27 protein-coding genes are annotated in these 21081 nt (G+C 65.8%); 18 read left to right on the forward strand and 9 right to left on the reverse strand.

The genetic code is table 11. The annotated features are described in order from the left end of the window. Positions 1-60: 60 nt before the first annotated feature. The 6 genes from pstB (at position 61) to FHY50_RS08930 (ending at position 4891) form a co-directional block, all read left to right on the forward strand. Positions 61-807, forward strand: a complete 747-nt coding sequence (gene pstB / locus FHY50_RS08905; RefSeq protein WP_243846798.1) for a phosphate ABC transporter ATP-binding protein PstB — start codon at positions 61-63, stop codon at positions 805-807. A gap of 10 nt (positions 808-817) precedes the next feature. Then, a complete protein-coding gene (gene phoU, locus FHY50_RS08910) occupies positions 818-1522 on the forward strand; it encodes a phosphate signaling complex protein PhoU (RefSeq protein ID WP_140048112.1) in 705 nt (234 codons plus the stop codon). Between the two features lie 12 nt (positions 1523-1534). Beyond that, positions 1535-2227, forward strand: a complete 693-nt coding sequence (gene phoB / locus FHY50_RS08915; protein ID WP_140048113.1) for a phosphate regulon transcriptional regulator PhoB — start codon at positions 1535-1537, stop codon at positions 2225-2227. A 96-nt stretch (positions 2228-2323) separates the two neighbouring features. Next, the gene (locus FHY50_RS08920; RefSeq protein ID WP_140048114.1) at positions 2324-2797 is read left to right on the forward strand and encodes a hypothetical protein; all 474 of its coding nucleotides are present in this window, start codon (positions 2324-2326) and stop codon (positions 2795-2797) included. Positions 2798-2885: 88 nt separating this feature from the next. Beyond that, positions 2886-3782: an SDR family NAD(P)-dependent oxidoreductase gene (locus FHY50_RS08925; protein ID WP_140048115.1), complete on the forward strand. Its 897-nt coding sequence runs from the start codon at positions 2886-2888 to the stop codon at positions 3780-3782. Positions 3783-3862: 80 nt separating this feature from the next. Then, a complete protein-coding gene (locus FHY50_RS08930; RefSeq protein WP_140048116.1) occupies positions 3863-4891 on the forward strand; it encodes a hypothetical protein in 1029 nt (342 codons plus the stop codon). Between the two features lie 66 nt (positions 4892-4957). Here FHY50_RS08930 and FHY50_RS08935 read toward each other — a convergent pair whose 3' ends face one another. Both FHY50_RS08935 and epsC read right to left on the reverse strand, forming a co-directional pair. Beyond that, positions 4958-5302, reverse strand: a complete 345-nt coding sequence (locus FHY50_RS08935; protein WP_140048117.1) for a DUF2794 domain-containing protein — start codon at positions 5300-5302, stop codon at positions 4958-4960. Continuing rightward, entirely contained in the window at positions 5302-5982 is a 681-nt protein-coding gene (gene epsC / locus FHY50_RS08940) for a serine O-acetyltransferase EpsC (RefSeq protein WP_140048118.1), read from the reverse strand. Before epsC ends, FHY50_RS08935 begins: the two co-directional genes overlap by 1 nt. 162 nt (positions 5983-6144) lie before the next feature. Here epsC and FHY50_RS08945 point away from each other — a divergent pair, with 162 nt between their 5' ends. The 3 genes from FHY50_RS08945 (at position 6145) to FHY50_RS08955 (ending at position 8660) form a co-directional block, all read left to right on the forward strand. Beyond that, positions 6145-6918: a sulfite exporter TauE/SafE family protein gene (locus tag FHY50_RS08945; RefSeq protein WP_140048119.1), complete on the forward strand. Its 774-nt coding sequence runs from the start codon at positions 6145-6147 to the stop codon at positions 6916-6918. A gap of 70 nt (positions 6919-6988) precedes the next feature. Beyond that, positions 6989-7891, forward strand: a complete 903-nt coding sequence (locus FHY50_RS08950; protein ID WP_140048120.1) for a hydrogen peroxide-inducible genes activator — start codon at positions 6989-6991, stop codon at positions 7889-7891. Between the two features lie 100 nt (positions 7892-7991). Next, a complete protein-coding gene (locus FHY50_RS08955; RefSeq protein WP_243846608.1) occupies positions 7992-8660 on the forward strand; it encodes a fasciclin domain-containing protein in 669 nt (222 codons plus the stop codon). A gap of 12 nt (positions 8661-8672) precedes the next feature. On the opposite strand, the gene FHY50_RS08960 is transcribed toward FHY50_RS08955, so the two are convergent. Genes FHY50_RS08960 through pgsA form a run of 3 tightly spaced genes read right to left on the reverse strand, consistent with a single transcriptional unit; the run spans position 8673 to position 9939 of the window. Next, positions 8673-9116, reverse strand: a complete 444-nt coding sequence (locus FHY50_RS08960; RefSeq protein WP_140048121.1) for a molybdenum cofactor biosynthesis protein MoaE — start codon at positions 9114-9116, stop codon at positions 8673-8675. Next, the gene (gene moaD / locus FHY50_RS08965; RefSeq protein WP_140048122.1) at positions 9113-9385 is read right to left on the reverse strand and encodes a molybdopterin converting factor subunit 1; all 273 of its coding nucleotides are present in this window, start codon (positions 9383-9385) and stop codon (positions 9113-9115) included. Before moaD ends, FHY50_RS08960 begins: the two co-directional genes overlap by 4 nt. Beyond that, complete coding sequence (gene pgsA / locus FHY50_RS08970) at positions 9385-9939, reverse strand: CDP-diacylglycerol--glycerol-3-phosphate 3-phosphatidyltransferase (protein ID WP_140048123.1); 555 nt, start codon at positions 9937-9939, stop codon at positions 9385-9387. The genes moaD and pgsA overlap by 1 nt, the downstream gene beginning before the upstream one ends. Before the next feature lie 137 nt (positions 9940-10076). Here pgsA and FHY50_RS08975 point away from each other — a divergent pair, with 137 nt between their 5' ends. The 6 genes from FHY50_RS08975 (at position 10077) to FHY50_RS09000 (ending at position 15152) form a co-directional block, all read left to right on the forward strand. After that, the gene (locus tag FHY50_RS08975; RefSeq protein ID WP_140048124.1) at positions 10077-11372 is read left to right on the forward strand and encodes an MFS transporter; all 1296 of its coding nucleotides are present in this window, start codon (positions 10077-10079) and stop codon (positions 11370-11372) included. A 43-nt stretch (positions 11373-11415) separates the two neighbouring features. Next, entirely contained in the window at positions 11416-12297 is an 882-nt protein-coding gene (locus tag FHY50_RS08980; protein ID WP_140048125.1) for a TraB/GumN family protein, read from the forward strand. A gap of 113 nt (positions 12298-12410) precedes the next feature. Next, the gene (locus tag FHY50_RS08985) at positions 12411-13136 is read left to right on the forward strand and encodes a 50S ribosomal protein L25/general stress protein Ctc (protein ID WP_140048126.1); all 726 of its coding nucleotides are present in this window, start codon (positions 12411-12413) and stop codon (positions 13134-13136) included. A gap of 81 nt (positions 13137-13217) precedes the next feature. Next, positions 13218-13787: an aminoacyl-tRNA hydrolase gene (gene pth / locus FHY50_RS08990; RefSeq protein WP_140231113.1), complete on the forward strand. Its 570-nt coding sequence runs from the start codon at positions 13218-13220 to the stop codon at positions 13785-13787. A 76-nt stretch (positions 13788-13863) separates the two neighbouring features. Further along, the gene (locus FHY50_RS08995; protein ID WP_140048127.1) at positions 13864-14568 is read left to right on the forward strand and encodes a Crp/Fnr family transcriptional regulator; all 705 of its coding nucleotides are present in this window, start codon (positions 13864-13866) and stop codon (positions 14566-14568) included. Then, complete coding sequence (locus tag FHY50_RS09000; RefSeq protein ID WP_140048128.1) at positions 14568-15152, forward strand: TIGR02466 family protein; 585 nt, start codon at positions 14568-14570, stop codon at positions 15150-15152. Before FHY50_RS08995 ends, FHY50_RS09000 begins: the two co-directional genes overlap by 1 nt. Here FHY50_RS09000 and FHY50_RS09005 read toward each other — a convergent pair. Continuing rightward, positions 15136-15738, reverse strand: a complete 603-nt coding sequence (locus tag FHY50_RS09005) for a phosphatase PAP2 family protein (RefSeq protein WP_140048129.1) — start codon at positions 15736-15738, stop codon at positions 15136-15138. The two genes, FHY50_RS09000 and FHY50_RS09005, sit on opposite strands and share 17 nt — an antisense overlap. A 127-nt stretch (positions 15739-15865) precedes the next feature. Between FHY50_RS09005 and ychF the strand changes: the two genes are divergently transcribed. The 3 genes from ychF to FHY50_RS09020 all read left to right on the forward strand — a co-directional run bounded on the left by ychF (position 15866) and on the right by FHY50_RS09020 (position 18882). After that, complete coding sequence (gene ychF / locus FHY50_RS09010) at positions 15866-16966, forward strand: redox-regulated ATPase YchF (protein WP_140048130.1); 1101 nt, start codon at positions 15866-15868, stop codon at positions 16964-16966. A 195-nt stretch (positions 16967-17161) separates the two neighbouring features. Then, positions 17162-18397, forward strand: a complete 1236-nt coding sequence (locus FHY50_RS09015) for an alkaline phosphatase family protein (RefSeq protein ID WP_140048131.1) — start codon at positions 17162-17164, stop codon at positions 18395-18397. Positions 18398-18435: 38 nt separating this feature from the next. Beyond that, the gene (locus tag FHY50_RS09020; RefSeq protein WP_140048132.1) at positions 18436-18882 is read left to right on the forward strand and encodes a MaoC family dehydratase; all 447 of its coding nucleotides are present in this window, start codon (positions 18436-18438) and stop codon (positions 18880-18882) included. A gap of 50 nt (positions 18883-18932) precedes the next feature. On the opposite strand, the gene FHY50_RS09025 is transcribed toward FHY50_RS09020, so the two are convergent. From FHY50_RS09025 to FHY50_RS09035, 3 genes are all read right to left on the reverse strand, one after another. Further along, positions 18933-19493: a peptidase gene (locus FHY50_RS09025; RefSeq protein ID WP_140048133.1), complete on the reverse strand. Its 561-nt coding sequence runs from the start codon at positions 19491-19493 to the stop codon at positions 18933-18935. A gap of 120 nt (positions 19494-19613) precedes the next feature. Beyond that, a complete protein-coding gene (locus FHY50_RS09030; protein WP_140048134.1) occupies positions 19614-20150 on the reverse strand; it encodes an adenine phosphoribosyltransferase in 537 nt (178 codons plus the stop codon). Between the two features lie 77 nt (positions 20151-20227). After that, the gene (locus FHY50_RS09035; RefSeq protein WP_140048135.1) at positions 20228-21067 is read right to left on the reverse strand and encodes a cytochrome c1; all 840 of its coding nucleotides are present in this window, start codon (positions 21065-21067) and stop codon (positions 20228-20230) included. Positions 21068-21081 lie beyond the last annotated feature (14 nt).

Raw genomic sequence — 21081 nt, forward strand, 5'->3', positions numbered from 1 at the left:
ATCCCGCAGGCTGCGCTCGACCGTGCGATCCAAGACGCGACGCACGACACGCCGACCAAGATGTCGGCGCGCGACGTCAACGTCTTCTATGGCGCCACCCATGCCATCAAGAACGTGTCGATCGACATCGACATGGACAAGGTCGTCGCATTCATCGGCCCGTCGGGCTGCGGCAAATCTACCTTCCTGCGCACGCTCAACCGCATGAACGACACCATCCCGATCGCGCGGACCGAAGGGCGCATCACGCTCGACGGCGAGGACATCTATTCGTCCGACATGGACGTCGTCCAGCTTCGCGCCCGCGTCGGGATGGTGTTCCAGAAGCCCAATCCGTTCCCCAAGTCGATCTATGAGAACGTGGCCTATGGCCCCCGCATCCACGGACTAGCGGCGTCGAAGGCGGACATGGACACCATCGTCGAACAGTCGCTGACCCGCGCCGGCCTGTGGGGCGAGGTCAAGGACCGGTTGCAGGATTCGGGCACGGCACTGTCGGGGGGGCAGCAGCAGCGATTGTGCATCGCCCGCGCGATCGCCGTCGATCCGGAAGTCATCCTGATGGACGAGCCCTGCTCCGCGCTCGATCCGATCGCGACCGCCAAGATCGAGGAGCTGATCGGCGAACTGCGCGGCCGCTATGCGATCGTCATCGTCACCCACAACATGCAACAGGCGGCACGCGTGTCGCAGCGCACCGCATTCTTCCACCTCGGCAACCTGGTCGAATACGGAGTGACGTCCGATATCTTCACCAATCCTCGGCAGAACCGCACCAAGGATTACATCACCGGCCGCTACGGATAGGATTGCGAACATGGCAACCGGGCACGAACATACCGTCAAGGCGTTCGACAACGATATCGGCGTGCTGCGCGCGCTGATCTCCCAGATGGGCGGGCTGGCGGAGGAAGCGATCGCCAACGCGATGCTAGCGCTTCAGCGCAACGATCAGGTGCTGGCGAAGCAGGTTCGCAAGAACGACAAGAGGATCGATGCGCTCGAGGCGGAGATCGAACGGCTCGCCGTGCAGATCATCGCACTGCGCGCGCCGATGGCCGACGACCTTCGCGAAGTCGTCGCGGCGCTCAAGATCGCCGCGGTGGTCGAGCGCATCGGCGACTATGCCAAGAATATCGCCAAGCGCATTCCGATGATCTACGGCGAGCGCAACGACACCCGGATCGAGGCGATCTCGGTACTGCCGGCGATGGCGCAGGTCGCCAGCGAAATGGTCCACGACGTGCTCAACGCGTTTTCGGCGCGCGATCCGGACATGGCGATCCTGGTGCACGAGCGCGACAAGGCACTCGACGATTTCTACAATTCGATCTTTCGCGTGCTCGTCACCTTCATGGTCGAGAATCCCAAGACGATCAGCCAGGTCGCGCACCTGTTGTTCGTCGCCAAGAATATCGAACGCATCGGCGACCATGCGACCAACGTCGCCGAGATGGTCCATTATGCCGCGACCGGTCGGTACATGAACGACCGCGAGAGCGACGAACCCTTCGGCATGTAAGGAACGCCTGCGATGGCCCGTGTGAAGATGCTGCTGGTCGAAGACGATGCCGCGCTCGCCGAATTGCTGACCTGGCATTTCAAGCGCGAGGATTTCGAGGTCGTCCAGACCCCCGACGGCGAGGAAGCGCTGCTGCTCGCCAAGGAGGCGACTCCCGACATCGTCCTGCTCGACTGGATGGTAGAGGGGCTTTCGGGGATCGAGGTGTGCCGCCGCCTGCGCCGCATGACCGAGACCGCCAATGTTCCGATTATCATGCTGACCGCGCGTGGAGAGGAAGAGGATCGCGTACGCGGCCTCGAAACCGGCGCCGACGATTATGTGACCAAGCCGTTCTCGCCGCGCGAGCTGGTCGCAAGGGTCGGCGCGGTGCTGCGCCGCGTGCGTCCTGCGCTGGCGGGCGAAGCGCTGATCTACGCCGACATCGAGATGGACACGGTCGGCCACAAGGTGCGGCGCGCAGGCGAAGTCGTGCCGCTCGGCCCCACCGAGTTCCGCCTGCTCAAGCATTTCCTTGAGCATCCCGGCTGGGTATTCTCGCGCGAACGGCTGCTCGACGCGGTATGGGGACATGATTCGGACATCGAGTCGCGCACCGTCGATGTCCATATCCGGCGGCTGCGCAAGGCGATCAATCGCGGCGACCGGCCTGACATCATCCGCACCGTGCGGTCCGCCGGATATGCGCTCGATTCGGGCAGCTGAACGAATCGCGGTCGAAACGAAGGAAAGATTCGGACAGTTGGGCGTTCCACCGGTCGGCGCGCGCAGATTGCGCGCATGAAATCGAAGGAGCTACCGATGAAGTATCTCGCACTCGCCACCGCGCTCGCCCTGAGCGGCACCGCGATCGCCCAGACGACGACTACGCCGCCGCCGGCAACCCAGGACGGCATGGCGCAGGACAGCATGACGCAGACCCAGGACGGCATGGCGCAAGACGACATGGACAGCATGTCGACGACGCCGCCGATGACGCAGGACAACACCGTCCCGCCCGCGACCAACATGCCGCCATCGACCCCGCCGACCGGTACGCCGCCGTCGAGCACGATGCCGATGAACCAGCCGATGACGTCGATGTCGGGTGACGATCCCGCAGGCGGCTACATGCCGTCGCAGCCTGCGCTGAGCGGCCCGGCGACTGCCGGTGCGACCGTGCGCTTCCAGCCGAGCCCTTCGCCCGATCAGGCGTTCCCCGCCCCCGCGCCGCTCGCCGAATATCCGGTTTGCAAGGCCGGCCAGACCGACGGCTGCCGCAACCGCGGCGAATAACGCGACGGGGCTGAACTGCCTCGATCGCTTGGCGCGGCGAGGCTTCGGCGATACGACCCTCCCCAACTTGGTTGGGGAGGGTTTTTTCATGTCCATTCGCTTCGACGGCCGCGTAGCCATCGTCACCGGTGCGGGCGGTGGCCTGGGACGAGCCTATGCGCTCGACCTCGCGCAGCGCGGCGCCAAAGTCGTCGTCAACGATCTCGGCGGCGCGCGCGACGGTACCGGCCAATCCGACGCTGCGCTCCGCGTGGTCGAGGAGATCGCGGCGTCAGGCGGCGAAGCGATGGCCGATGGCGGCAGCGTCACCGACCCCGCGCAGATGGCGGAGATGGTCGCTCGCGCGAAAGAGCGCTGGGGCGGCGTCCATATCCTCATCAACAACGCCGGCGTGCTGCGCGACAAGAGCTTCGCCAAGATGGAACCGGAGGATTTTGCCTTCGTGGTCGATGTCCATCTGAACGGCTCGGCCAATGCCACCAAGGCGGTGTGGGAGACGATGCGCGAGCAGGCCTATGGCCGTATCCTGATGACGGCGTCGTCGACCGGGCTGTTCGGCAATTTCGGCCAGGCCAATTACGGTGCCGCCAAGCTGGGACTCGCCGGCTTGGCCAAGACGCTCCACCTCGAAGGCGCCAAATACGGTATCCGCGTCAACACCCTCGCACCGACCGCGGGGACGCGCATGACCGAGGACATCTTTCCCCAGGCCGCGTTCGACCTGTTCAAGCCCGAGGCTGTCGCCCCGGCGGCGCTGTTCCTGGTCAGCGAGGATGCTCCCAGCAACGCCATTGTCGGCGCAGGCGCCGGGGTGTTCCAAGCGAGCTATGTCACCCTGACCCGTGGGCTGCGCCTGCAGGGCGACGATCTGTCGCCCGAGGGCGTCGCGGCGCATTGGTCTGAAATCACCGACCGCACTGACGAAATCGTCCCGCAATCGGGCGGGGAGCAGGCGCAGAGCATCTTCAGCCTGCTCCAGCGCTGAAGGCTTTGGTCGCTACCGCACGAAGTGTATTGCTATACTAAGTCACCTGCGATAGTCTGATCGCACAGGGAGGTATGGTGATGTACAGCGAGAGTGATCTCAATCAGGCGGTCGAGGCGGGCGTTCTCGCGCCCGAAGCCGCGGCGGCATTTCGCGACCATGTCGCGCTCGGCCGGTCGGCGCCGGCGGTGGACGAGGAATCGTTCCGGCTGCTCACCGGTTTCAACGACATTTTCGTATCGATCGCGCTGACGTTGCTGTTGGTCGCAATCGGACAGATCGGCGAGCGCATCGCCGAACCGGTCGCGGGCATCGGCGTCGCCGTTGCGGCGTGGCTGCTCGCCGAATATTTCACCCGCGCACGCCGGATGGCGCTGCCCAGCATTCTGCTGCTGCTCGCCTTTGTCGGCGGCGTCGCGGCGTCGCTGGTCGGGGTGATGGTGCGGATCAATCCCGATCTTTCCGACCAGCAGAATGCCGCGATCCTGGCCGGAATCGCCGCGGTGTCGGCCGGCGCCGCCTATCTGCACTGGCGGCGGTTCATGGTGCCGATCACCGTCGCCGCCGGTGCGGTTGCAGCGGTCGGCGTCGTCATCGGCCTCATCTTCGCGGTGATCCCGATGGACGAGGACGCGCTCTACCCGATCGCGCTCGTCGCCGGGCTCGCCGTGTTCGGCCTGGCGATGCGCTGGGACATGTCCGATCGCGAGCGCCGGACGCGGCGGTCCGACGTTGCCTTCTGGCTCCACCTCGCCGCCGCACCGCTGATCGCACATCCGATCTTCCAGATGCTGGGCGTGTTCGGCAGCGACATCACCCCGGCGACCGGGGTCGTCGTGATGCTGCTCTATGTCGGCTTCGGCTTCGTCGCGCTCGCAGTCGATCGCCGGGCGCTACTGGTGTCGTCACTGGTGTACGTGCTTTACGCGATGTACGCGCTGTTCGCGAAGGCGGGCGCGCTCGAACTGAGCGCAGCGCTCACCGCGCTGGTGATCGGATCGGCGCTGCTGACGCTGTCGGCTTTCTGGCACTCGATGCGCGGGTTCGTGGTGGCGATGCTCGGCAGCCTGCAACATCGCCTGCCGCCGGTGGCGCTGCGCGCAGCGTGAGGATCCTCGCCGGTTCCTGACCCAAGCAAAGCAGAGCGGCGTCCGACGACGGGCGCCGCTCCGCCCTCAGTCCTCGACGATCTTCATCAGGCGGCGCTCGACCGGGGCCAGCACCGGACCCAGCTCGGCGCCGCGCTTGACGATCTGCCCCGCCTCGCCGACCAGCGCCCACATTCCCTGCTTGTTGCGGAGCGCCGGGCGCTTTTCGATCCGGAATTCGGGACGTTCGGCGGCGCGCCGGAATGCCGCGAACACCGCGGCGTCGCGTCCCAGTTCGATCGCGTAATCGCGCCAATGCCCCGCGGCGACCATCCGGCCATATAGATCGAGGATGCGCGTCAGTTCGATACGTTCGAACCCGATCTGGCTGGGCGCCGATCGCGCGAGGGGAAACGGGCTGACGGTCCCCATCAGGCGCGATCGCGCCTTTCTTCCTGCTCGGCGAGCGCAGCGTCGAGCCGCTTGCGCATCGCTTCGAGTTCACAGCGCAATATCTCGATCTTCTGCGTCGACGGATCGAACATCTCGGTGCACGGCGTGCCATAGGGCATGAAGCCGCGCTGGTAATTTTCCGCCTCGATCAGCGTCGAGCGCGCCGGGATACCGACCATCGTCGCCCCTTCGGGCACGTCGCGCGTCACCACAGCATTGGCCCCGATCCGCGCGCGCGATCCTACCGTGATCGGCCCCAGCACCTGAGCTCCCGAGCCGACGATCGCCCCGGCCAGCAGGGTCGGATGCCGCTTGCCGCGCACGCCATTGTCGGGGCTGGTGCCGCCCAGCGTGACGCACTGATAGATGGTGACGTCGTCGCCGATCTCCGCCGTCTCACCGATCACCGTGAAGCCGTGATCGATGAACAGGTTGCGGCCGATGGTGGCGCCGGGATGGATGTCGATCGCGGTCAGCCAGCGCGACCAGTGATTGACCAGCCGCGCGAGGAAGAAAGCCCGCCTGCGGAACAGCGCGTGCGCGACGCGATGATATCCGACCGCCCAGACGCCGGGATAGAGCAGGATTTCGGCACGTGATCGCGGGGCAGGATCGCGCGCGCGGATCGAATCCAGGTAGATAGTCAGCGCGCGCAGCATGCAGTCCCTTTCGCTCGCTGCGATGTAGGACACGGCGCGGCGAGTTTCCAGTTCCACCGCGGCACCGTTGCCCGGCGAAAGCCTATCTATCTTGTGGAGATTAGTTTTGGCGGGCATGAGTGTGCGGCGCGTCCCGCGCCCCGGGCAACTACAAGGAGCACCATGTTCGAAGGCATCACCCTGATCGAACTCCTGCCCTATATCGGCGTGGGACTGGCGGCACAGATCATCGATGGCGCGCTGGGCATGGCGTTCGGCGTGATTTCGAGCACGTTGCTGGTAAGCGTGCTCGGCGTCACCCCGGCGACAGCCTCGACCGGAGTGCATCTGGTCGAATGCTTCACCACCGGCGTATCGGGGATCAGCCACGCGCTCCACCGCAACGTCAACTGGCGGCTGTTCGCCCGGCTCGTCGTTCCCGGCGTGATCGGCGGCGTACTCGGCGCCTATGTGCTGACATCGCTCGACGCGGCGGTGACGCGGCCGTTTGTGATGGGCTATCTAGCGCTGATCGGCCTCTACCTCATCTATCGCGGCTGGGGATTTCCGCCGACCCAGCGCGAGCCCAAGATCGTCGAGCCGCTCGGGCTCGCTGGAGGCTTCCTCGACGCCGCGGGCGGCGGCGGCTGGGGTCCGGTGGTGACGTCGAATCTGCTCGTCCAGGGGGCAGCGCCGCGTACCACCATCGGCACCGTCAATACCGCGGAATTCGTGCTGACACTGTCGATCTCGATCACCTTCCTGATCGGCATCGGCACGCAGGGTCTGACGCGCGAATTCTGGGTTCCGGTGCTCGGCCTGCTCATCGGCGGCGTCATCGCCGCGCCGTTCGGAGCGATGGTGGCCAAGCGTGTTCCCACCAAGATCCTGCTGATCCTGGTCGGCATCGTTCTGAGCATCACCAGCGCGTTCAGCATCGTCAGCGCGCTTCGCTGAGGCCAGCCCCTTATATCCGCGCCGGGTGACGCTACATGCTGATCGACCGAAGCGATTACGGGGAGCCGGCGTGACCACCTATCTGCCCACTCTCAAGCAGCTCCAATATCTGGTGGCGTTGCGTGAGGCGGGGCATTTCGGAAGGGCGGCCGAAAGCTGTTTCGTTACCCAATCGACGCTGTCGGCCGGAATTCGCGAGCTTGAGACGCTGATCGGCGTGACGCTGGTCGAGCGGACACGGCGGGTGGTGCGCTTCACCCCGCTCGGCGAGCGCATCGTCGCCAAGGCCCGCACGGTGCTTCGCGAAGCCGACGAACTCGGCGACATCGCCCGCGCCGCCGGACGTCCGCTGACCGGCGAAATGCGGATGAGCGTCATTCCGACGATCGCGCCGTTCATCCTGCCCCGCGTGCTGCCAAAGCTGCGCGCACAATATCCCGAGCTCACCTTGTATCTTCGCGAGGAGCCGAGCGGCCCTGCCTGCGACAGCCTCCAGCACGGCCGCGCCGATTGCGTGCTGCTGGCGCTGCCTTATGCCTGCGGCGACGTCGAAATCGCGCCGCTGTTCGATGACCGCCTGTTCGTCGCCTTTCCCGGCAGCGACAGCGACGCGACGTCGGGGCCGATCGTTGCGGAGGACATCGATCCGGCGAGGATGCTGCTGCTCGAGGATGGTCACTGCCTCAAGGATCACGCGCTGGCCGCGTGCAACCATCCCGAACTGCGCGGGCAGGCGGCGATGCTGGGGACGTCGCTGCACACCATCGTCCAGATGGTCGACAACGGGCTGGGCGTCACCATGCTGCCCGAGATGGCGCTCGACGCCGGCATCCTCGACCATACCGGTATCGTCGCGCGTCCGATCGCATCGGACCGCGCATCCCGCTCGATCGCGTTGGTCTGGCGCAAGGCCAGCCCGCGCGAGCGCGACTTTCGGCTGCTTGCCGACGTCCTCGCTGACAGTGACGCCTAATCTCGATCAAGCTTCCCGCATCGATCGCGAAACCATTTCGGGTGCGGACCGTATGGGACAGGTGCGCATAACCGCACCCCATAGCAATGATGGAGAGTTTATGCCCCGGATCCAATTGATGGCGCTGATCGGCGCCAGCGCCCTCGCGCTCGCTGCCTGCACCACCGCTGCCGAAGATACCGACATGGCGACCGCATCGACGCAGACGACCACCACTACCACCACCACGCAGCCAGCGACCACCCCCGCCCCGGCTCCGACCCCCGCACCGGCCCCCGCCGCCGCCGTAATGGTCGGCGGTGCCGAGATGCTGCCGACCGCGACCATCGTCGAGAATGCATCGAAGGCGAGCAACCTGACCACGTTGGTCCAGGCCGTTACTGCCGCCGACCTCGCGACGACGCTGTCGGGCGCCGGGCCGTTCACGGTCTTCGCGCCGACCAACGACGCCTTCGCGCGGCTTGCTCCCGGCACGGTCGAGAACCTGCTCAAGCCCGAGAACAAGGCGACGCTGACCAAGTTGCTGACCTATCACGTCGTTGCGGGCAAGTTCGACGCCGAAGCGCTCAAGGCACAGATCCAGGCCGGCGGCGGCAAGGCGACGCTGACAACGGTAGCGGGCGATCCGCTGACCGCCACGCTGGAGAACAATGCGCTGGTGCTGACCGATGCCAGCGGCAACAAGAGCTACGTCACGCAATATGACGTCGAGCAATCGAACGGCATCGTCCACGTCGTCAACGGCGTGGTCGTCCCCAAGCTGACCTGATCAACCCCCGGGTCAGCCATCGTCCCAGCGCGTCGCCGCGGCATCGTCGGCGGCGCGCGGTTCGACCCAGCGTACCGCGTCGCCGCGCTGTTCGCGCTTCCAGAACGGCGCGCCGGTCTTGAGCCGGTCGATCGCGAAGGCGCATGCTGCGAGCGCCGGTTCTCGATGCGCAGCGGCGGCGGCGACGAATACGATCCGGTCGCCCGGATACATCGTGCCGACGCGGTGAATGATGGTGATCGCCAGCAGATTCCAGCGCCCCTGCGCCTCGCGCGCGACGGCTTTCAGCGCCGCCTCGGTCATGCCCGGATAATGTTCCAGCGTCAGCGCAGAGACCCCGTCGTCGTTGCGCACGATCCCGGTGAACGACGCTACGCCCCCCGCGCCGCTGGCTTCGACACCGGCCAGCGCATCGGCCAGATCGATCGGTTCGGCCTGGACGAAAGCGCGGATCATCCGCCGGTGACCGGGGGGAAGATCGCGATCTCGCGTGCGCCGCCGATCGGCGCATCCGGCTCCACCATCACCTGGTCGATCGCGATCCGCAGCCGCGACCGATCCGCAAAGGCGGTGGCATGTCCGGCGCTGCGCTGCGCCAGCCAGTCGATCAGCGCCGCCGCGGTATCGACGTCCGGCGGCAGGGCCACCTGTTCCTCGCCGCGGCCGATCGCCTCGCGCACCCAGGCGAAATACAGCATCGTCACCACAGGGTTCGTCGTCGCCATCAGCTATCCATATGGTTGAGGCCGACCCGCAGATAGTCCCAGCCGGTCACCAGCGTCAGCGCAGCGGCGCCCCACAAGGCTGCAAGGCTGACGGTCTTGATCCAGAGCAAGTCGGGCAGCGCCCCGCCGAGTATCAGCCCACCGAGCGCTACCAGTTGCAGCGTCGTCTTCCATTTGGCGAGCCGCGACACCGGCACCGACACCGACAGCGCGCCGAGAAACTCGCGCAGCCCCGACACCATGATCTCGCGCAGCAGGATGACCAGCGCGGCGATGACGTGGATGCCGGCGATATCGCGCGTTCCCACCAGCATCAGGATCACCGCGGCAACCATGATCTTGTCGGCGATCGGATCGAGGAAGACTCCCAGCCGCGACACGGTTCCCTGCGCGCGGGCGAGATAGCCGTCGAGATAATCGGTGAAGCCGATGATGCAGTAGAGCACGAAGGCGATGCCGTAGCCCAGTTCCCATCGCGGCCACCACAACAGCGCGACGAGCAGCGGAACCGCGAAGATTCGCGACAGCGTCAACAGGTTGGGAAGCGTCAGCATGACGCTGCCTAGCATCCCCTGTCCCGGCGCGGGAGGGGGCTTGCCGCAATCGCGCAAAAGGCTTTAGCGATTGTCGCGCCCGCAATGGCTGCGCTATGCCGCCCCGGTTCCATCGCCACCATTCGGGGCCGATCTCAATGCACAATGCGCTCGGACTGCTCAGGGAGCGCCGGTTTCTGCCCCTGTTCGTCACGCAATTTCTGGGGGCGTTCAACGACAATCTGTTCAAAACCGCGATGGTGCTGTTCGCGACCTACCAGATCTTCAACGATGCCGCGGTCGAGGCCAATTTCAACGCGCTGGCGACCGGTCTGTCGATCCTGCCCTTCTTCCTGCTGTCGGCGCTGTCGGGCCAGCTCGCGGATACCCATGACAAGTCGCGCATCATCCGCATCGTCAAGACCGCGGAGATCGGCATCATGGTGTTCGGCGCGGCGGGCATGCTGATTGCGCAGATTGGCTACACGACCACCGGCATCGTCATGATGCTGGGCGCGGTGCTGATGCTCGGCGCGCATTCGACGTTCTTCGGTCCGATCAAATACGCCATCCTGCCGCAGCATCTTGAGGATCACGAGGTGCTGGGCGGGACCGGACTGGTCGAAGCCGCGACCTATTTGTCGATCCTGCTCGGCACGGTCGTCGCGGGCTTTCTGGTCGACAGCATCGAGCTTGCTGCGGCGCTGGTGATCGTCATCGCGCTGATCGGGTGGTGGACCGGGCGCCACGTGCCGCCTGCACCCCGCGTCGGACCGAAGCTGGAGATCAACTACAACCCGTTCACCGCATCGTGGCGGCTGATCGCGGCGACAATGCACATTCGCCGGCTGTTCCTGGCGATCTGCGCCATCAGCTTTTTCTGGACGATCGGGTCGGTGCTGATCGTGATCTTCCCGCCGCTGGTCAAGAATGTGCTGACGGCCGACGAACGCACCGCCAGCATGACGATTGCGATCTTCTCGGTCGGCGTCGCGATCGGCTCGGTCGTCATCAACTCGATGCTCAAGGGCAAGATTTCGGCGAAATATTCGCCCATATCGGTGATCGCGATGGCGGTGTTCGTGGTGCTGTTCTCGTTCGAGACGCGGTTGTGGACGCCGGCCCCGAATGGCGGGCTCTACGGGATCGTGGAGTTTCTGTCGCATCCGCAGGCGTGGATGGTGCTGCTGACCCTTCTCGCCATCGCCATTACCGGCGGCATGTTCGTGGTGCCGCTCTATGCCTTTCTCACCACCACCGTCACCAAGGATCAGACCGCGCGCACCGTCGCTGCCAACAACGTCGTCAATGCCGGCGCGATGACGATCGGCGCGATCGCGGTGATCGCCATCACCTCGTTCGGGGTTGGGCCGGCCGACATGCTGTTGCTGGTCGCCGCGATGTGCCTGGTATCGGCGTGGATCGCGCAGAAGCTGCACCGCGCCTGTGACTGATCGCCGGCTTCACCCGCCAGCGCCCCGCGCCTAGGCCGGTCCAGTGCCGCTGCGCTACCTTCTCGCCATCGCCGCGCTCGCGCTCGCCGGTCCTGCGCTCGACCGCCCGGTCGTCGATGCCGACCCGCCGCTCTGGGTCGCGCGCGACGGCGACACCACCGTCTATCTGTTCGGCTCGGTGCACTGGCTCAAGCAGGGCACCGGCTGGTTCGACGAGGCCGTCAAGACAGCATTCGATGCCAGCGACACGCTGGTCCTCGAAAGCGTCGCGCCGCCGCGCGCGGAGGCCGAGGCCGAAATGAATGAACTCGGCACCATCGCCGACGGCCCGTCGCTTCCGGAGCGCCTGCCTTCCGACGCGCGGCCCAGGCTCGCCGCCGCGCTGCGCTCGGTCGGCTATGCGCCGGATGCCTTCGACCACGTCGAGCCCTGGCTCGCCGCAACCTCGCTGTCGGTGCTGCCGCTGCAAAAGGCAGGCTATTCCGCCAGCTACGGCGTCGAGGCGGTGCTGACAGCGGCGGCGCGCGATGCCGGAAAGCCGATCGTCGCGCTCGAGAGCACGCGTACCCAGCTTGGCTATTTCGATACCATGCCGCAGGCCGACCAGGTTGCGATGCTGCTGCGCGTGCTCGGCAGCATCGACGCGGTCGTCGACAGCAACGATCGCACCGTCGCCGCTTGGGCCAGGGGTGACGTCGCGGGCCTGCGCGCTATCGTCGCCGACGATCTGCGGCAGTCGTCGCAATCCTTTGCCGATGCCATCGTCGATCGGCGCAATGCGCGCTGGGCCGACTGGCTGGCAGGCCGGATGGCGACGCCTGGCACCGTGTTCGTCGCGGTCGGCAGCGCGCACCTGGTCGGGCCTGGCGACCTGCTGACCCGGCTGCGCGAACGCGGCGTCGAGGTGCGGCGCATCGACTATTGACGCCGCGCGCTTGCCCCCTGCGGCCCTTTACGCTATGCGCCCGCCTTCCGCGGCAGGGTCATCCCTGGAGGCCTGCCCGGTAGCGTATTCAACAAGCATTTCGGAGACCCGACATGAGCGATCAGCTTACCCTGTCGGCCGAGACGCGCGAGCGGGTTGGCAAGGGAGCCTCCCGCGCGCTTCGTCGTGAAGGCCGCGTCCCCGCCGTGATCTACGGCAACAAGCAGGAACCCCTTGGCATCCATGTCGAGGAAAAGGCGCTGATGAAGGCGCTGATGACCGGCCATTTCATGAACTCGGTCGTGATGATCGACGGCGCGGACAAGGCCGCGATCCGCACCCTGCCCAAGGACGTCGCGTTCGATCCGGTCAGCGACCGTCCGATCCATGTCGATTTCCTGCGCATCGCCAAGAACGCGTCGGTCACCGTCAACGTGCCCGTCAATTTCATCGACGAGGACGACGCTCCCGGCATCAAGAAGGGCGGCGTGCTCAACGTCGTGCGTCACGAACTCGAACTGGTCGTCGATGCCGACAAGATTCCCGAGGCGATCGACGTGTCGCTCAAGGGTCTGGAAGTAGGCGATTCGATCCACATCTCGAATGTGACGCTGCCGACCGGCGCGGAACCGACGATCGACGATCGCGACTTCACGATCGCCACCGTCATCGCACCGTCGGCCATGAAGTCGGACGTCCAGGAAGCGCTGGCCGAGGACGCCGCGCTGGCCGAGGAAGCCGCTGCCGACCAGCAGGCCGAAACGACCGAGGAAGCGGACGCGACGCCGAACGACGACGACAATGACGACGACAAGACGACCGAGCAGCCCAAGGACTGATTTCCTTGCTCGTGCGATCCGACCGGGCGGGGCAGCGTACGCGTTGCTCCGCCCTTCGCGTTTTGGGATGGGAATATGGCGATGCAACTCTGGGTCGGCCTCGGCAATCCTGGCCCGCAATATGCGATGCACCGGCATAATATCGGCTTCATGGCGGCCGATGCCATTGCCGAGATTCACGGCTTTTCCGCTCCGTCCAAGAAATTTCACGGCTGGGTGCAGGAAGGCCGCGTCGGCAACCACAAGCTGATCCTGCTCAAGCCTGCGACGTTCATGAACGATGCCGGGCGCGCGGTGCGTGCCGCACTCGATTTCTACAAGCTCGCGACCGAAGACGTCACCGTATTCTATGACGAGCTCGACCTCGCTCCGTTCAAGCTCAAGGTAAAACGCGGCGGCGGCGCGGCCGGGCATAACGGCATCCGCTCGATGATCGCGCATATCGGCGACGGCTTTCGCCGTGTCCGGCTGGGCATCGGCCATCCTGGCCACAAGGACCGGGTGACCGGTCATGTGCTTGGCAATTTTGCCAAAACAGAGATCGACCCGCTCGCCGATCTGCTCGGCGCGGTGGCAGCGGAAGCCGACCGGCTGGCCGATGGCGACGATGTCCGCTTCCTCAACGACGTCGCGCTGCGCCTGCAAGACTGAGGAACGTACCGGAAACACTAGACGACTTCGTTCGCAGCGCGTAACGCAAGGGCCGATGGTTTCGCACTTTCCTCCGATGACGGCCCTTGCCCGGCGGCTCGATACGCCGGATCGACTCGAACCTGCCGACGATACGATTCTGGCTGCGCTGCCGCACATCCGCCGCGAGCTGGAGCCTGGGCAGTATCTGGTCCGCGACCAGGGCCATCCCAAATATTGCTGCTTCCTGCTGTCGGGGTTCACGATCCGGCACAAGTTCGTCGGGGACGGCGCGCGCCAGATCGTCGCCATCAACCTGCCCGGTGACTTCGTCGATCTGCAACATGTCCTGCTGGAGACCGCCGACCACAATGTCGAGGCACTGACGGCATGCTCGGTCGCGCTGATCGACGCCGCCGCGCTGGTCGATGGAGCGTTTGCAAGTCCGGCGATCGGCAAGGCATTGTGGCGCCATTCGCTGGTAGAGGCCTCCATCTTTCGCGAATGGATGGCCAATATCGGCCGCCGCGACGGCCGCGCGCGCACCGCGCACCTGCTCTGCGAAGTCGGAGTCCGGCGCGAGACTGCTGGGCTTGGCGCACGCGCGCAATTCGAACTGCCGATGACGCAGGAACAATTGGGCGACGCGCTGGGGCTGACCGCGGTCCACGTCAACCGCAGCCTGCGCGGGCTGGAAGCCGAGGGATTGATCGCGCGAACGCGCCGATCGGTAACGGTGCTCGACTGGAACGGCCTTGCCGCCGCCGCCGATTTCGACCCGGCCTATCTCCACCATCGCTGATGCCTGTCCGCTCGCTGTTTCCGACCATCTTCTACGAAGATGCGCTGGGCGATGCCGCGCTGCTGGACGAGCTTAGGCACGCCTGCCGCGACATCGCCGCTGCCGATCGCGCCGGGCAGTCCTGGTCGCGGGCGCACGGCTATCGCGGCTATACCAGCTATGCCTCGCTGAACGACCTGCCACAGCGCGATCCGCGCATTGCCGACCTCGTTCGCCACCTCAACCGCCATGCCGCCGCCTTCGCCGCGGAATGCGCGTTCGATCTTGCCGGAAAACGGCTCAAGCTCGACAGCCTGTGGGTCAACATCCTCAAGCCCGGTGGCATCCATTCGGGGCATCTTCATCCGCACAGCGTCGTCTCGGGTACGCTTTACGTGGACGTCCCGCCAGGCTCGGGCGCGCTCAGGCTCGAGGACCCGCGCCTGCCGATGCTGATGGCTGCCCCCGCGCGCCCCGACAGCTTCGTCTATGTCGAGCCGGGTGCGGGCAGCATCTTCCTGTGGGAAAGCTGGTTGCGCCACGAAGTCATGCCGAACGCCGCCAAGAGCGAGCGCATCAGCATCAGCTTTAACTATCGCTGGTAGCGCGCCGGTCGATCGCGTCGATTGCCACGCCAGCGATGCGCGCACCCAGCCAGCCGATCGCCGCGCCGGCGAGCACGTCACCGACATAATGCTTGGCGCGCGGCACCTGGATGATCGAGGCGCTGGCGGCAAGCAACCGCACCGGCAATGCGATGACCGGCGCCTCACGCGCGATCGCCTCGGCGATGGCGACGGCCCCGGCACTGTGTCCGGACGGAAAGGACGACAGATGGTGGCGGTCGCTCGATCCGCTATCCAGCCGATATCCATGGGCCAGCGCATGATCGGGCCGGCTGCGGTCAATCGATCGCTTGAGGGTGGTCTTGAGCGCGGTCGCCAGCGTATGTGCCGCGAGCATGCGCGCGCCTGTCCGGGCTATGCCGGGGCTGCGCAGCAACAGCCCGCCTGCCAGCACCGCCAGCGACAGAGCGATCAGCGGCGGCTGATCCGATATTTCGCTGACCGCCCCTGCGCCCCGAATCGCTGGATTGTCGCGCCGACCGGCAAGGGCGTGGGTCACCGCGATGTCGGCGCTCTCGACTGCCCGAGCTACGGTTTTGGCGAGATGCTTGGGGCGGATGTTCATGATCGGGGTTCCATCGCCCTGCAACGCATGGACGCCGCGTGCGTGCCGGGGGCCGCGCACGATACTTGGCAAGCGCCCCCGACCCACGTATCGCGCACGCTTTCCCGATCACAGGACTGGTTGCATCATGGGTTTTCGCTGCGGCATCGTCGGCTTGCCGAACGTCGGCAAATCGACGCTCTTCAACGCGCTTACGCAGACCGCGGCGGCGCAGGCGGCGAACTATCCGTTCTGCACGATCGAACCCAATGTCGGCAACGTCGCGGTCCCCGACGACCGGCTCGACACGCTGGCGGCGATCGCCGGCTCGGCCAAGATCATCGAAACGCAGCTCGGGTTCGTCGACATCGCCGGACTGGTGCGCGGTGCCAGCAAGGGCGAAGGACTGGGCAATCAGTTCCTCGGCAACATCCGCGAAGTCGATGCGATCGTCCATGTCCTGCGTTGCTTCGAGAATGACGACATCCAGCATGTCGACATGCGCGTCGATCCGATCGCCGATGCCGAGACGGTCGAGACCGAGCTGATGCTGTCCGATCTCGACAGCCTCGAGAAGCGCGTCCCCAACCTGGCGAAGAAGGGAACGCAGGGCGACAAGGAGGCCAAGGCTGCGGCGGTGGTGCTGGGCCGCGCGCTCGACCTGCTGCGCGAGGGCAAGCCTGCACGGTTGACCCAGGTCGGCGACGCCGAGGAAGCGCGTCTGCTCGATCAGGCGCAACTGCTCACTGCCAAGCCGGTGCTCTACGTGTGCAACGTCAACGAGGAGCATGCTGCCGACGGCAATGAATATTCGGCGCGCGTGTTCGAAAAGGCCGCCGCCGAAGGCGCCGAGGCAGTCGTAGTTTCGGCGGCGATCGAAGCCGAGATCGCGACGATGCCTGCCGAGGATCGCGGCGAATTCCTCGCCGAACTCGGCCTTACCGAAACCGGCCTCGCCCGCGTCATCCGCGCCGGGTACAAATTGCTCCACCTGCTGACCTTCTTCACCGTGGGCCCGAAGGAAGCACGTGCGTGGACCGTCGAGGTGGGCGCCAAGGCACCGCAGGCGGCGGGCGAAATCCACACCGATTTCGAACGCGGCTTCATCCGCGCCGAAACCATCGCCTATGACGACTATGTCGCCCTGAAGGGTGAGTCCGGCGCGCGCGACAACGGCAAATTGCGTTCCGAAGGCAAGGAATATGTCGTCCAGGACGGCGATGTGCTGCTGTTCCGGTTCAACGTCTAGGCCGACAGGTTTTTGCTCCTCGGAGCGTCGAGTGCGTTTCTGAAGCGTCCCGCGTGGATGGAGACGCCTTGGGAGGCGCCGGCATCGGGGAGGCTGTTCGCAAAGCCGACGCTGGGCGGTGAACGAGGCTTAGCTACCGCCGCGCCGCGGTCGGGTGTCTTGTATCCGTCATCATCGCCGGGCAAGCGCAAGGCCATGCACTGGACCAATCGATTGCTCGCCGCCGTGATCCCGATCCTGCTTCAGGCATGTGCCGCCGGGCCGCTGGCGACGCATCCGCCGACGGCCACGGCCGCGATGGAGGCACGCGGACCGGTCACGATCCTGATCGGCATCGACGGCTTTCGCCCCGACTATCTCGATCGCGGGATCACCCCAGTGCTCTCGGGCCTGGCGGCAAAGGGCGTGCGCGCGGCGATGACGCCGAGCTTTCCGACCAAGACCTTTCCCAATCATTATACGCTCGTCACCGGCCTGCACCCCGATCGCAACGGCATCGTCGCCAATCGCTTCGAGGATCCGGCGCACCCGGACGAGGTCTTCACGATGGCCAGCCTCGATCCCTATTGGTGGGATCAGGCCGAACCGATCTGGGTCGCTGCCGAAAAGGCTGGCATCCGCACCGCGACGATGTTCTGGCCGGGATCGAATGCCGAAGTGCGCGGCACCTATCCGTCGGCGTGGCAGCAATTCAATCAGAAGGTTACCGGCGCGCAGCGCGTCGATGCCGTGATCGACTGGATGCGCCGCCCCGCCGCAACCCGGCCGCGGCTCGTGACGTTGTACTTCGACACGGTCGACACCGCCGGGCACCGCTTCGGGCCCGACAGTGCGGAGGCGAACGCCGCGATCGCCGATGTCGACGCGCTGATCGGCCGACTGACGCGCGACCTCACCGCGCTCGGCCAGCCTGCCAACCTCGTGATCGTCGCCGACCACGGCATGGCAGCGATCGACGACAGCCGAACGATCGCGCTCGACACCCTCGTCGCGCCAGCGGATGTTCGCGTGGTCGAGGATGGCCCCTATCTGTCGCTGCACGCGCTCCCCGGTCGCGAGGCCGCAGTCGCAGCCGCGCTGGCCGAATCTCATCCGCATGTTCGGTGCTGGGATAAGGCGACGATCCCCGTGCGGCTTGCCTACGGCCGCAATCCCCGCGTGCCGCCATTCCTCTGCGTCGCGGAGGAAGGGTGGATGATTCTCGCAAAGCCGCCCGAATATCCGGTCCGGGGCGGCGCGCACGGCTATGACAATCAGGACCCGAGCATGCAGGCACTGTTCGTGGCGTCTGGCCCCGCTTTCGCTTCGGGCGAAACGGTCACCGGCGTCGATTCGGTCGATATCGAGCCGCTGCTGCGCCGGCTGGTCGGACTTCCTGCCGCCGCGGGCCGCGACGGCGACGCTGCGGCGTTCGAGACATTGCTGAATTAGCGGTTGCGCTGAACCAGTTTCGGATCGAAACTCGGACCATGCGCTATTTTGAGGATCTCACCGTCGGCGAAACCGAAGCGTTCGGCAGTTATGCCGTCACGCGCGAAGAGGTGATCGACTTCGCGACCCGATACGACCCGCAGCCCTTCCACCTTGACGATGCCGCGGCGGCCGCCACACATTTTGGGCGACTGGCGGCCAGTGGCTGGCACACCTGTTCGATGACGATGGCGATGCTGGTCGCCCAGATGCAGGCCAACCCCCAGGCCTCGCTTGGCGCGGCGGGGATCGACGAGCTGCGCTGGCTGCGCCCGGTGTTTCCCGGAGATACGCTGCGCTGCGAAACCGAGTTGCTCGAAAAGACGCCATCGCGCAGCCGTCCGGACATGGGCAGCACCCGCAGCAAGATGACGGTGTTCAACCAGGACGATCAGCCGGTGCTGACGTTCGTCGCGCGCGCGCTGGTCGGGCGGCGCCCGGTGTGACACGAAAAAGGGCCGCGCGGCAAGCGCGGCCCTTTCGAAGTCAAACGCGCCTAGTCGCGACGGTCGCGCCGGTTGGCCCGGCGTAGCTGACGCGTATCGCGACGGGCATCGCTTCGAAATGCGCGCCGATCCTGACGCCGCTCGGCACGAAATTCCGGCCGCGTCACCTGTCCCTGTCGGAGCGCACGCCGATCGCCGCGGCGATCCTGACGGAAATTGCGCGTGTCGACGCGCCGCTCTTGCCGATAATCCCGCCAGTTCGCGCGGACCTCGCGCCGGTCGCCGCGCCAACTGTTGCGGCGGCCTTGCCAATAGCGCTGCTGAGCGCCGTTCCAGCGCACGGCCCGGCGATTGCGGTCATAGACGTAGACGCCGGTGCCGGGATAATAATAATCGCCCTGCCAGCCCCAATAGGGGCTGCCGAAATTACCGGCATAGCCGGCGCCGTAATATCCACCGCCATAGCCATAGCCGTCATAATAGGGGTCGCCATAATAGCCGCCCCCGCCATAGCCGAGATTGACACCGCTATAGCCATAGCCGTCAGTGCAGGCGGCAAGACCTAAGCCTGCTGCGAGCACCAGGCCCGCGGTACGAATGCGTGAAAACATGGGAACCCTCCTCCAATGTACGCGGAGTACGGCCCAGTTAGACATCAGCGCACTGAATGCGTCGTGAACCGTCAATAGGTTGCAAACCAACGATGGATCGCGATGGTTCCGCCGAGCCTGTCAGTGCCCGGCAAATGCCACGAGTGACGATACGGCGATACCATCGCCGCGCAGCGCGGCGGCGCCCCCCAGATCGGGCAGATCGATGACGAACGCTGCCTGGGTGACATGCGCCCCCGCCTTGCGCAGCAGCCGCACCGCTGCGCGCGCCGTTCCGCCGGTGGCGATCAGATCATCGACGAGGAGCACGCGCGCTCCCGGCGCACAGGCATCGGCATGCATGGCGATGCGATCGGTCCCGTATTCGAGCGCATAATCCTCGGCGATCGTCGCTCCGGGCAGCTTGCCGTCCTTGCGGATCAGCAGCACCCCCGCCCCCAGTTTCAGCGCAAGCGCCGGGGCGAAGACAAAGCCGCGCGCCTCGATCCCGGCGACGAGGTCGAACGGCCCTGTGAGCTGCCCCGCCATGGTGTCCACCGCCAGGCGCAGCCCCTCGGCATCGAGCAGCAGCGTGGTGATGTCGCGAAAATGGATTCCGGGCTTGGGAAAGTCCGGGATCGTGCGGATCAGGCCGCGCAGGCGGTCGGATGCGGTCATGGTCCAGGCCTTCCAACGAAAAACAGCCGGAACACGGTGGCTCCGGCTGTTCAGGGTTCGGGTCTAGCGAAGCTCGATCAATGCTTAACGCCGCGCCAGATGTTGCGATAGGCGCCGAACGCCAATCCGGTGAAGATCAGGATGAAGATGATCGCGGCCAGCCCGCCCTGATGCCGTGCTTCCAGCTTGGGTTCCGCCGTCCACACCAGGAACGCGGCAATGTCCTTCGCCATCTGATCGATCGTGGCCGGGGTACCGTCGGCGTAGGTCACCTGATTGTCGGCGACCAGCGGCGGTGCCATCGCCAGGTTCAGCGTCGGGAAGTACGGATTATAGTGCAGTCCCGGCGGCGTCACTGCATTCGGAAACTTCTGAAGCAGTTCGGCAGGCTGCGCCTGATAGCCGGTCAGCAGCGAATAGATGTACGACGGACCTTCCTCGCGCGCCTTGGTCATCAGCGACAGATCGGGCGGAATGGCGTTGTTGTTGGCCGCGCGCGCGGCGACCTCGTTCGGGTAGATCAGCGGGAAGCGGTCAGCGGGCAGACCGTCGCGCGTTGCCGTTTCCCCGGTTTCGGGATTGATCGACGGCACCTGGAAGCCCTTGGCGAACCCGGCGACTTCGGCCTCGGTATAGCCAAGATCGGCAAGGTTGCGGAACGACACCAGCTTGAGCGAATGGCACGCCGAGCAGACTTCCTTGTAGACCTGCAGCCCGCGCTGGAGCTGCGCGCGGTCGAACTTGCCCATCAAGCCGTTCGACGCGATGTCGAGATGGCGCGGTTCCTTGTGGAATTCATGTTCCACCGTTTCGGCGGCGGGCTCGGTGACGGCCGAATAGACGGTCGTGCCGAGGCTCAGCAGCAGCACGAAGACGAAGCCCAGTCCGATGATCGGACCGATCAGTTTGCGAAGCATAGCCTTGTGCGTCC

Source organism: Sphingomonas japonica (genome assembly GCF_006346325.1).
Lineage (GTDB): Bacteria > Pseudomonadota > Alphaproteobacteria > Sphingomonadales > Sphingomonadaceae > Sphingomonas > Sphingomonas japonica.